This window comes from Sphingobium sp. TA15, assembly GCF_037101235.1.
Lineage (GTDB): Bacteria > Pseudomonadota > Alphaproteobacteria > Sphingomonadales > Sphingomonadaceae > Sphingobium > Sphingobium indicum.
In genome coordinates this window covers 1296344-1308499 of sequence record NZ_AP025355.1, presented here as the reverse complement: position 1 = coordinate 1308499, position 12156 = coordinate 1296344, and the positions used below count along the sequence as shown (strand labels likewise).

Sequence of the window (12156 nt, the reverse complement as noted above, 5' to 3'; positions counted from 1 at the left end):
GCTGCCCTCATAGAGTGAGAGGGCGGCGCTTCGCTTCGTGACGGGTTTGAGGTCGAGAGAGAGGCTCTCGGCGCCCGTCGCGGAGTAATGAACATGGCAACTGCCGTTCAGAAGATCATCCTGTCGTCGGCGCGCGACATCCCCTTCAACAAGCTGGTGCTGAGCCAGTTCAATGTCCGGCGCGTGAAGGCTGGCATCTCGATCGAGGAACTGGCCGAGTCCATCGCCCGGCGCGGCCTCATTCAATCCCTCCACGTTCGTCCGGTCCTCGATGGCGATGGCGCCGAGACCGGCATGTTCGAGGTGCCCGCCGGCGGCCGCCGCTATCGCGCGCTCGAACTGCTGGTGAAGCAAAAGCGCCTGGCGAAGACCGCGCCGGTGCCCTGCGTGGTCGGTGATGCCAATAGCGGCATCCTCGTCGACGAGGTCTCCCTGGTCGAAAACATGGAACGCGCGCCGCTCCATCCGCTCGATCAGTTCCGCGCCTTTCGGGCCATGCGCGATAAGGGCATGACCGAGGAGGCCATCGCCGCCGCCTTCTTCGTCGGCGTCAACGTCGTGAAGCAGCGCCTGCGCCTCGTCGCGGTCTCGCCGGCGTTGCTGGAAATCTATGCCGACGACGGCATGACGCTCGAACAGCTCATGGCCTTCACTGTCAGCGCCGACCATGCCCGTCAGCAACAGGTCTGGGAGACGATCAAGGATGGCTGGCAGAAGGAACCCTATCACATCCGCCGGATGCTGACCGAGACCACGGTGCGCGCCTCCGACAAGCGGGCCATGTTCGTCGGCGTCGAGGCTTACGAGGCGGCCGGCGGCATCATTCTGCGCGACCTTTTTCAGTCCGACGATGGCGGCTGGCTGCAAGACCTGGCTCTGCTCGACCGCCTGGTGGCTGAGAAGCTCAAGGTTGTCGCTGACGAGATCGCGGGCGAAGGCTGGAAATGGGTCGAGGCCGCCTTGAGCTTTCCATACGGCCACCAGCACGGGTTTCGCGAACTGGCTGGCGTCACGGTCAATCTGACCGACGAGGAACACGCCACACGCGAAGCGCTGCGTAACGAATATGACCGGCTCGAAGCTGAATATGCCGAAGCCGACGAACTGCCGGACGAGATTGATGCGCGTCTCGGCGAGATCGAACAGGCGCTCGACGCCTTCGAGCAGCGCCCGACGGTCTACGATCCGGCCGACATCGCCATCGCTGGCGTCTTTGTCAGCCTTGATGCCGACGGCTCGCTGTCGGTGGATCGCGGCTATGTCCGCCCTGACGACGAGCGCCCGGCCAAGCCCGAAGGTGACGATGCGCCGAAGGCCGAGAGCGGCACCGACCACCCGGCCGCGCCCGCCGTTCAACGCACCGTCGTCACCATCGGCGGCCAGACCGCGGAGCCGGAAGACGACGAGGATGACGGAATCAAGCCGCTGCCGGAGCGCCTCGTCATTGAGCTGACCGCACATCGCACCCTGGCGCTGCGCAATGCGGTCGCGGAACATCCCGATGTCGCCATGACCATGTTGCTGCACAAGCTGGTCAGCGACACCTTCCGGCACACCGCACCGGCCGGCTGCCTCGAGGCGTGCGTCCGCCATGTCTTCTTTTCCGCCCAGTCGGAGGAGCTGAAGGACAGCGTGTCCGCGCGTGAGGTGGCCGAGCGGCATGAGCGCTGGGGCGATCATGTTCCGGCCGACGACCAGGCGCTGTGGGACTGGCTGACCAATCTCGACGATGGCACACGCCTGGATCTGCTCGCCCATTGCGTCAGCTACGGCGTGAACGCGCTGTTCGAGCGCCCGAACCCTTACGGCTCAGGCGTCAGCCAGCATGGGCTGGACGTGCGGTTGTCGCAGGCCGACCGGCTGGCGCGCACGACCGGCCTCGACATGGTGGCGGCGGGCTGGAAGCCGACCGTCGGCAACTATCTCGGCCGTGTCACCAAACCCCGCATTCTCGAAGCCGTTCGCGAAGGCGCCGGCGAGCGCTCCGCCCAGCTCATCGGCCATCTGAAGAAGGGCGACATGGCAAAAGAAGCCGAGCGCCTGCTGGCTGATACCGGCTGGCTGCCCGAACCGCTGCGCCTGATCGAGTCCGACGAGGTGGCGGATGGCGAACGCGACGAGGCGCTTCCGGCTTTCCTCGCCGACGACGAAGACGAGCTTTCGGACGAAGAGGACGAAGCTCAGCACACCATCGCCGCCGAATAGCCCCTCGACGCGGGGCGGTTTCGGCCGCCCCGCACCTTTCCTCAATCCATCCATCAGCCCGGCCATCGCGTCGGGCGTTTTCGTTTCAGGAGATCACGATGTCCGCGACATCCGATGCCAATGCCGTTCCCAAGCCGCAGCTCTCGGAATGGGAAACGCTGTCCGCCCTGCGGACCCAACTCGAAGCCGATCTTTTCCAGACCAACAAGGCGACGTTGTTCCAAGCCCTGGACGTCGCCGGCGTCACCAAGATCGTCGTCACCTTTGACGGTTATGGCGACTCCGGCCAGATCGAGGATGTGCAGGCCCAAGCCGGCGACGGCGACGTAACGATGCCCGGCTCCGTGATTGAAATCATGGCAGCCGTCTGGGGCCAGACTGAGCCGGAGCGTTCAACCGTCAGCATCGCCGCAGCCGTTGAAAGCCTGGCCTATGACGTTCTCGAACGAACGCATTGCGGCTGGGAAAACAACGATGGCGCGTATGGCAACATCGTCTTCGACATCGCGGCTCACACGATCACGCTCGACTATAACGAGCGTTACACCGCGACCGAAAACCACACCCACAGCTTTTGAGGAGGTCGCGATGGGACATTGCTATCACCACGCGCTGTCCTCGGCGCGCAAATGGGGCGGTACGGCGGAAGACTACCTCCCTCTGCACCAATGGTTCGACGAATCGAAGGAGATCACCGCCGACTTCCGGCATCGTGCGCTGCGCCATCATGCGCAGGGCATATTCGAGCTGGAACGGACCTTCGGTGCGACCATCACCATCTCGACCGGCCGCGTCGTGCCGGTTCGGCTGATCGGCGAGCAGCATGTGCTGGAAGATCTCGGTTTCATTCCGAGCTTTGCCGATTGGGTGCGCTGCATCCGGCCCCAGCCCTGGATGGGACGCGCCCAGCCCATTCACAAATTGGTCGATCCTTTCGCGACGCCGCCGGAAGCAGAACCGGACCCAGATCCTCCACCGCAGCCCGCCCTCGATCCAGCTGCGGCCTGATCACCGCCATTCACCCAAATCAGCCCGGCCCCATGGTCAAAAGTCTGCGCGGCTATGCCGCGCGGGCCGGGCTTCTTCGTTTCAGGAGCCTGACATGGCCGACTATTTCACTCACTTTTCTTGCCTGCTTGATGTCGGCACCCCCGACCATGCAGCCCGCGCACTCGCCCTCTACAACGCGCTCTCGGAAGAAGGCACCTCGGAGGAACCGCCCTCGGAGGAACCGCCCTCGGAGGGGTTCCTTCTCTCGATCCAGCCCGAGCATGGCGGCAGCCAGCTCTGGATGCGCGATGACGTCACCGGAGACCCCGAGCGGCTGATCGAGTTCGTGAAGCGCTGCGCCGCCGAGTTCAGCCTGAAGGGCAGGTGGGGTTTCCAATACGCCAATACTTGCTCGCGTCCGCGTCTCGACGGTTTCGGTGGAGGCGCGCATGTCCTCGATCTTGCCACCGGCGAGACGGTGGCATGGACCTATACAGGCGGCTGGCTCGCCCAGGTTCTGGATGGAGGCGACCCCGATGAGTAAGGTCGTCGAAACCACGGTTTATCAGCTCGACGAGCTGTCGGGCACGGCCAAGGAGAAGGCTCGCGCCTGGTATCGCGAAGGCGGCTTCGACCACGACTGGTTTGAGTTCGTTTATGAGGATTTCCAGCGCATCGCCGAAATCCTCGGTCTTCGCCTCAAGACCCGTGCCGTGCGCCTCTACGGCGGTGGCATCCGCCAGGAACCTTGCATCTGGTTTCGCGGTTTCTGGGGCCAGGGGGATGGCGCCTTCTTCGACACCTTCTATTCCTACCGGAAGGAAGCTGCGCGCCGCATCAGGGACCATGCGCCCCATGACACCGAGCTTCACCGCATCGCCGATGCGCTTCAGGCGATCCAGCGCCGCAACTTCTACCAGCTTCGCGCGGAGGCCAGTCATCGCGGTCACTACTATCACGAATATAGCATGGCGATTTCGGTCGAGCGCGACAGTCCAACCGGTCAGGATATGAGTGCCGACGCTGAGAACGCCGTGAGCGAGGTGCTGCGCGACCTGGCTCGCTGGCTCTACCGGCAACTCGAACGCGAATACAAATCGCAGACGTCGGACGAGGCGGTGGACGAGTCGATTATGGCCAACGACTACACCTTCACCGACACCGGCCGTCGATTTGGCTGATCCTGACAAGCGCCCCGCCTTTCGGCCGGGCGCTTTTTTCATGTTGGCTATCGCGACGCCTTGAGAGGGAGAGGGCCGCCGGGACGGGTTGAGTCCGGGCGGTCGAGAGAGAGCGCTGATCGGGCTTTTCCGTTCCCGCTCTCCCGAGGGTTTCTCCCATGACCATCATGTTGCCTGTGGCCAATCCGGTCACGCCCGTTTCCCATGCCCCCGTCATCTTCGCGGCCGCCCACCATCTTTTCGGGTCTCTCGAACGCGGCGAACGCATCGACGCCGCCGCGCTGCGCTCGGCCATGGAGACAGCCTTCGGCGCTACGGATTCCGTCGGCGCCTGGGACTGGAAATCCGGCTACGACGCCTGTGAGGTCGCGACGGTTCTGTTCTTGCGCAAATATGGACCTGCGCTTTTCCGTAAAGCCGCGTCTCCGGCTGCACGGCTTTCCGCCTTGGCCAAAATCGCCGGTCTCCTGCCGACGCACACGCGCCGTTCGGAGGAGAGCCAGGCGCTCCAACAATTTTCGACACCCATTCCCCTTGGTCTTGCCGCGATGACCGCGGCAGCCATCATGCCCGGCGACGTCGTGCTGGAGCCTTCGGCCGGCACGGGCCTCCTCGCCATCCTGGCCGAGATCAGCGGCGGCACGCTCCTCCTCAATGAACTGGCCGGGGTCCGCGCCGATCTGCTCGCCTCTCTCTTTCCGGCCATCAATGTCACGCGCGTCGATGCGGCCCAGATCGACGATCATCTCGCGCCGGACGCAGTGCCTTCCGTCGTGCTGATGAATCCGCCGTTTTCGACGCTGGCGAACGTCTCCGGCCATGTGGCCGACGCCGGCTTCCGTCATATCGCCTCGGCACTGAACCGCCTCGCGCCAGGCGGACGGCTGGTGGCGATCACCGGCGCCAATGTAGGTCCCGAACTTCCCGACTGGCGCGACGCTTTCGCCCGGTTGCAAGAGCGTGGCCGCGTCGTGTTCTCCGCCGCTATCGACGGTGCTGTCTATGCCAAGCACGGGACGACCGTTTCAACGCGCCTCACAATCATCGACAAGTTGTCCGCTGCCGATCCGGCCGCGTTCCCGGTCTCGCCGGGCATCGCGCCGAATGTTGGCACACTGCTCGACTGGATCGGGGCGCAGGTGCCGCCGCGGTTGCCGGTAATGCTGCCGGAGTTTTCGGCGCCGCGTCCGATGGCGATGCCGCGAGCCGTGCGCGGTTATCTCGCGCGCTCGGCTGCCTCACGCCCGATTGCCGCCGTCGCGGCCGATCCCGAGGGTGTCGAACTGACCTATGAGACGATGGACTGGACGCCGGCCGAGGGCACACGCCTGACCGACGTCATCTATGAAGAATATTGGTTGCAGTCGATCCGCATTCCCGGATCGGTGCCTCATCCCACCAAGCTGGTACAGTCGGCGGCCATGGCCAGCATCGCGCCGCCGAAGCCAAGCTATCGGCCGATGCTGCCGGCGAACGTCCTTGGCCTGCTATCCGACGCGCAGCTTGAAACCGTCATCTATGCTGGCGAGGCGCATTCCGACCATCTCGCCGGTTCGTGGGCGGTCGATGAGACCTTCGATCTCGTCCAGGCCGCTGCCGATGACGCCACGGGCGCCGTTCGTTTCCGCCGCGGTTTCATGCTTGGCGACGGGACCGGCGCGGGCAAGGGCCGCCAGTCGGCTGGCATTATTCTCGACAACTGGCTGCGGGGCCGTCGCAAGGCCGTATGGATCAGCAAGTCCGACAAGCTGATCGAGGACGCTCAGCGCGACTGGTCGGCGCTCGGTATGGAGCGCTTGTTGGTCACGCCGCTGTCGCGCTTCCCGCAAGGACGCCCGATCACGCTGTTGGAAGGCGTCCTATTTACAACCTATGCCACGCTACGCTCCGACGATCGTGGCGAGAAGGTTTCGCGCGTCCGGCAGATCGTCGAATGGTTGGGCTCCGATTGGGACGGAGTGCTGATCTTCGACGAGAGCCATGCGATGCAGAATGCCGGCGGCGGCAAGGGAGAACGAGGCGATGCCGCCCCCTCGCAGCAGGGGCGCGCGGGCCTTCGGCTGCAACATGCTCTTCCTGATGCCCGCGTCGTCTATGTCTCTGCGACCGGCGCCACAACCGTTCACAATCTCGCTTACGCCCAGCGGCTCGGTCTATGGGGCGGTGAGGATTTCCCGTTCGCGACCCGTGCCGAATTCGTGGAGGCCATCGAGGGCGGCGGCGTCGCGGCGATGGAGGTGCTGGCGCGCGATCTGCGCTCGCTCGGCCTCTATACCGCGCGCTCGTTGTCCTATGACGGGGTCGAATACGAGCTTATCGAGCACCGGCTCACGGACGAACAGCACCGCATCTACGACGCCTATGCCGGGGCGTTCGCGATCATTCACAACCACCTCGACGCGGCGATGCAGGCGGCCAACATCACCGGCAGCGAAGGCACGCTGAACAGGCAGGCCAAGTCCGCCGCCCGCTCAGCCTTCGAGTCGGCGAAGCAGCGCTTTTTCGGCCATCTGCTCACCAGCATGAAAACGCCGACCCTGATCCGTTCTATCGACCGCGATCTTCAGGATGGCCATGCCGCCGTAATCCAGATCGTCTCAACCGGCGAAGCCCTGATGGAACGGCGTCTCGCCGAAATCCCGACCGAGGAATGGAACGACGTCCGCGTGGATATAACGCCGCGCGAATATGTTCTGGATTACCTCGCCCATTCCTTCCCGGTCCAGCTCTACGAGCCATTCAGCGATGGCGAGGGCAATCTCTCCTCACGCCCGGTCTTTTGCGACGGCCAACCCGTCGAGAGCCGGGAAGCCGTCGCCCGGCGCGACGAGCTGATCGAGCATCTTGCCGCGCTTCCGCCTGTGCCCGGCGCGCTCGACCAGATCGTCCAGCGCTTCGGAACCGACATGGTGGCTGAGGTGACAGGCCGCTCGCGCCGCATCGTGCGCAAGGGCGAACGCCTCAGTGTCGAGAACCGCGCGCCGTCGGCGAACCTGGGTGAGACAGCCGCCTTCATGGACGACCTGAAGCGCGTGCTGGTGTTCAGCGACGCCGGTGGCACCGGGCGCAGCTACCATGCCGAACTCTCGGCGCGGAACCAGCGCCTGCGTGTCCATTATCTGCTTGAGCCGGGCTGGAAGGCCGACGCCGCCATTCAGGGACTCGGTCGCACCAACCGGACGAACCAGGCGCAGCCGCCTTTGTTCAGGCCGATCGCGACCAACGTGAAGGCGGAAAAGCGCTTTCTGAGCACGATCGCCCGGCGTCTCGACACGTTGGGCGCGATCACGCGCGGGCAACGCCAGACCGGCGGCCAGGGCCTGTTCCGACCCGAGGACAATCTGGAGAGCAGCTACGCCCGTGACGCGCTGCGCCAGCTCTATCTCTTGCTCGTTCGCGGCAGGATCGAGGGCTGCTCGCTGGAACGCTTCGAGACGGCGACCGGCCTCAAGCTGATGGACAGCAATGGCATCAAGGATGAATTGCCGCCCATCACAACCTTCCTGAACCGCCTTCTGGCGCTTACAATCGAGCTTCAGGGCATCCTCTTTACCGCCTTCGAGCAACTCCTCGACGCCAAGGTGCAAGGGGCTATTGCCAGTGGCATCTATGATGTCGGACTGGAGACGCTGACGGCGGAGAGCTTCGTCGTCAGCGACCGCAAGACGATCTACACCCATCCAGCAACGGGCGCGGAAACACGGCTGCTCACCATCACCGAGCGGCGGCGCAACCGGCCGATGGCGTTGGCGGACGCTCTTGCCTATGCCAAGGATGACCTCGGCAAGCTGCTGGTCAACACCAAGTCAGGCCGTGCCGCCGTGCGGGTCGCTGCGCCTTCCTTGATGCTGGACGACGGCGAGATCGAGCGGCGCGTGCGATTGATCCGGCCGATGGAGCATCATCACGCTTCACTGAAGATGATGGCGGAAAGCCACTGGGAGGAAACCGACCGCGGAACCTTCGCCGCTGTTTGGGACCGTGAAATCTCCGAGGTCCCGGCCTTCGCCGACAGCACCATCCACATCGTCGCGGGCCTTCTTCTGCCGGTGTGGAAGCGCCTGCCAAATGAATCGACGCGCGTTTATCGGCTTCAGACCGATGGCGGCGAGCGCATCATCGGCCGCCGCGTCTCGCCGGCCTGGGCGGCGAACGCCACCGTGGCTGGAACAACCAGCCTGTCGGCGGCGGAAGCCCATGCCGCGCTGATCGACGGCAAGACCATCCTCGACCTCGCCGAGGGCCTCCAGCTTCGCCGGGTCCGCGTCATGGGCGCCAACCGGATCGAGCTGTCCGGCTTTACCGAAGCCATGCGCGAACGCCTGCGCGCCTACGGTCTCTTCACCGAGATCATTTCGTGGAAGCTGCGCTTCTTCTTATCCGTCGATTCTGCCGGCGTGACCATGCTCGGCAAGCTGCTTGAAACCTATCCGATCGTGCGGATCGGCGAGCGGGAGGCCGCCTGATGTCCCGTCACGATGCTTCCGATCTGGCAATCCGTCTCGGCCGCAATGCCGAGGCGGTCTGCCGCCACTATCTGTCGTGCGGCCACCGCGCCGGACGATATTGGCTGGTGGGTGACGCGCAGAACTCGCCCGGCCGCTCCATGTTCGTGCGCCTCAACGGGCCGGAAACCGGCAAGGGTGCAGCGGGGAAATGGACCGACGCGGCCAATGGCGAGCATGGCGATCTGCTTGACGTCATCCGCGAGACGCAGGGCCTGATCGACTTCAAGGATGTGGCCGCAGAAGCGCGTCGATTTCTGTCGCTCCCGCATCCCGAACCGGAAAGAACGAGGGTGCCGTCCGGCAGGGAGATCGGCGGCAGCGTCGGTTCACCCGAAGCGGCACTCCGGCTGTTCGCCATGTCGCAGCCGATCGGCGGCACACTCGCGGCGACCTATCTTCGCGGGCGGGCGATCACGCCACTCTCCGGCGTCACGGCCCTGCGCTATCACCCGCGCTGCTACTATCGGCCCGACGAGCATTCGCCCACCGAGATCTGGCCGGCGATGGTCGCGTCCGTCACTGATCTCGCCGGACGGCAGACCGGCGCGCACCGCACCTGGCTTGCCCCGGATGGTTCGGGCAAAGCGCCTGTCGAGACGCCGAGGCGAGCGATGGGCAACCTTCTCGGGCACGGCGTCCGTTTCGGCGTGGCCGGCGAGGTGCTGGCGGCGGGCGAAGGCATCGAGACCGTGCTGTCGGTGCGCATGGCGCTGCCCCGGATGCCGATGCTGGCGGCGCTCTCGGCCGCGCACCTCGCCGCCATCCTGTTCCCGGCGACGCTGCGAAGACTCTATGTCCTTCGTGATCGCGATCCGGCGGGCGATGGAGCAAGAGACAACCTGATCGCCCGAGCGGAGAGCGCCGGGATCGAGGCGGTTTCGGTGTCGCCCGTCGAAGAGGACTTCAACGACGATCTGCGCCGGCGCGGCAAGGCCGCTCTGGGGGTGGCCCTACGGGATCAGCTTCGCCCTGAAGATGTCAGCCGCTTCATGGCAATGTGAGGGCATTGGGGGGACAAGGTGCCACCCGGTGCCTCTTCTCCTGCCTTGTTCATCCAGTATCGGGAGCAACCTTTGATGTCGGAGAGTCCCGCGTCCACGGCCTTCTGAGAGGGCGATCGGCCCATAGGCGGCCCGACCCGGCAATGGCTGCGGCCAACGATTTTCCGCCGCACGGTCGAGCCGTGCTTTGCATCGCGAAGCAAAATCGCTGGCCTCCGCCATCCTGCGCTGACGCTTCGGCCCTTCGCTTCGCTGCGGATGCAGGTCCGTTCCGCCCATGGGCTTTCGTCGCCTGTGAAGGCCGCGATGGGCGCGGTCTCCTGAACAGAAGGACGCTCCCGATGACGAACGACCATGACGATGCAGGTTACGAGCCGGACCACACCTCATCTCCCACCGATCATGTCCTCAACGAACTCCAGCTCTATGGCTGGCGCCCGTTTCAGGACGAACCCGATCCGAGACCGCTGCCCGAAGGCAACATGGTTGCCGCCGCCGTCTCCGACATCTTTGACGCCCTCATCGCCACACTCGGCGACACCCGCCTTGAACCCGACCTCGACGATCTGCTCTGGGGTGCCGTCAATCTCTTCCACCGCGCCGCCGAAAGGGTGGAGCGCGAACTGGACGACAATGAGCAGGCGCAGCGCCGCCTTCAGCGGGAGCAGGATGGCAGCGAGGTGAAGTCGGTCGAACTCGAGCGCCTCACCGCCGAGGGGCAGACCTTTCTGGAGCGGCGCGACAGCATGGAACTCTTCCGCGATCTCTCCGCCGACGCCTTCGAGCACCACACCGGCACACCCTGGCGGCAGCGCACCGGCTCGAAGGTCAACCATCGCCATCTGACCTCGGCGATGATCGACAGCCGCGACTTCCTTGCCGCAAAACGCCGGGCTGAGACGCAAGTGATGTTGCCCGCCGGCCCCAAGGTCGCCGTGACCGGGGGTGCGGACTTCAACGACCATCGCCTGATCTGGGCGAAGCTCGATCAGGTCCATGCCAAGCACTCCGACATGGTGCTCTTGCACGGTGGCACGCCGAAAGGCGCCGAGCTGATTGCCTCCCGCTGGGCCGACACCCGAAAGGTGCCGCAGGTCGCCTTCAAGCCCGACTGGACGAAGCACGGCAAAGCTGCACCCTTCAAGCGCAACGACGCCATGCTCGACGTCCTGCCGGTCGGCGTCCTGGTCTTCCCCGGCACCGGGATTCAGGAGAACCTCGGCGACAAGGCTCGTAAGCTCGGCATCCCGGTAATGAAGTTCGACGGCGGCGCGTGAAGCGCCGCCGTCAGGCCGCTGTTCCAGCCGCTATTACTTGACTGCGGCCAGAGAGTCTGGCTCAACTGAAGCATCCTTGCAGAAACGGCACAGAAGCATAGTCGCAGGCGGAGCGTATCATCCCGTAGCCTGTCGTGATCCTCAACCGTTCATGCGGAGGCTTTCATGACGCTGATCCTGCTTGCCATCACTTTGACGATAGCGCTCTGCGTCATCGCCTATAACTTCGCCATCTACGCATTGCCGTTCATGGTTGGGCTGACCGCATTCCAATATGTCTATGGAACGGGTGGTGGTTTTCTGATGTCGGGGCTTGCCGCCATCGCTGCGGCATTACTTTGCGTGGTCGTCGTCATCGCCGTCCTGGGCTTTGCGAAGAACCCGGCTTGGCGGCTGCTCGCGCTCGCCATTTTCGCTGTGCCGGCGACCATCGCCGGCTACGCGCTCGTTCATGGTGTCACGAAGAATTTCGTCGACTCGACGATTGCGTTGAACCTGCTCGGCGGCCTGGGCGGTTTGCTCATCGGCGTTGCGGCGATGCTCAATCTCAACGCTCTTGGCACGGCTGCCCTGTCGCGCTGAGATTGCCGCCGTGATGCGCTGCTCCCATGAAAATCCACGGTGGCCAGAGCCGCCGGACCTTCGGCACCCGGCTCAGCCATAGGACGAGCACGTCGCGTCGGGATGCCCGGTGTCTTTGATCGCTCCGCCCGGCTTGGCAGGGCGGCATCGGACGACGATCCGGCAAACTGCGACGCAATCAGCGCGCCCAACTATGGCGTCAATTCGTATCGGGGCGGCGGCGCACGCCTTCGCTTTGCATTCTCGCAATGGCTTTGGCCGCGCGTTCGGCCTTGGGCCGGACACGTTGCCATTGGCTGGAGCCGATAGCTGTTTCTGTCTCACTCCGCGCTTTCCGACCCGAGATGCGAGAGTGTGGCCAATGCGGGAGCCTTGCGGACGCGCCCGGCGTGGCGAGTTTTCAGATCGGGTC

9 protein-coding genes are annotated in these 12156 nt (G+C 64.7%); all 9 read left to right on the top strand.

All coding sequences use genetic code 11. The features are described from left to right. Positions 1-93: 93 nt before the first annotated feature. Entirely contained in the window at positions 94-2205 is a 2112-nt protein-coding gene (locus Sj15T_RS06630) for a ParB/RepB/Spo0J family partition protein (protein WP_041385927.1), read from the top strand. 98 nt (positions 2206-2303) lie between these two features. Beyond that, positions 2304-2783 carry a DUF6878 family protein gene (locus Sj15T_RS06625; protein WP_013040324.1) on the top strand — a complete coding sequence of 160 codons (480 nt, stop codon included), beginning with the start codon at positions 2304-2306 and terminating at the stop codon, positions 2781-2783. A 10-nt stretch (positions 2784-2793) separates the two neighbouring features. Next, positions 2794-3213 (top strand): hypothetical protein, encoded by a 420-nt coding sequence (locus tag Sj15T_RS06620; RefSeq protein ID WP_013040323.1) that lies wholly within the window; start codon positions 2794-2796, stop codon positions 3211-3213. A gap of 94 nt (positions 3214-3307) precedes the next feature. Continuing rightward, positions 3308-3739 carry a hypothetical protein gene (locus Sj15T_RS06615; RefSeq protein WP_013040322.1) on the top strand — a complete coding sequence of 144 codons (432 nt, stop codon included), beginning with the start codon at positions 3308-3310 and terminating at the stop codon, positions 3737-3739. Continuing rightward, entirely contained in the window at positions 3732-4376 is a 645-nt protein-coding gene (locus tag Sj15T_RS06610; protein WP_013040321.1) for a hypothetical protein, read from the top strand. The genes Sj15T_RS06615 and Sj15T_RS06610 overlap by 8 nt, the downstream gene beginning before the upstream one ends. A gap of 158 nt (positions 4377-4534) precedes the next feature. Continuing rightward, positions 4535-8842, top strand: a complete 4308-nt coding sequence (locus Sj15T_RS06605; protein ID WP_013040320.1) for a strawberry notch family protein — start codon at positions 4535-4537, stop codon at positions 8840-8842. Then, positions 8842-9885, top strand: a complete 1044-nt coding sequence (locus tag Sj15T_RS06600; protein ID WP_013040319.1) for a toprim domain-containing protein — start codon at positions 8842-8844, stop codon at positions 9883-9885. The genes Sj15T_RS06605 and Sj15T_RS06600 overlap by 1 nt, the downstream gene beginning before the upstream one ends. 341 nt (positions 9886-10226) lie before the next feature. Then, positions 10227-11162 (top strand): DUF2493 domain-containing protein, encoded by a 936-nt coding sequence (locus tag Sj15T_RS06595; protein ID WP_013040318.1) that lies wholly within the window; start codon positions 10227-10229, stop codon positions 11160-11162. Positions 11163-11327: 165 nt separating this feature from the next. After that, positions 11328-11744 (top strand): hypothetical protein, encoded by a 417-nt coding sequence (locus Sj15T_RS06590; protein WP_013040317.1) that lies wholly within the window; start codon positions 11328-11330, stop codon positions 11742-11744. The last annotated feature ends 412 nt before the right edge of the window (positions 11745-12156 follow it).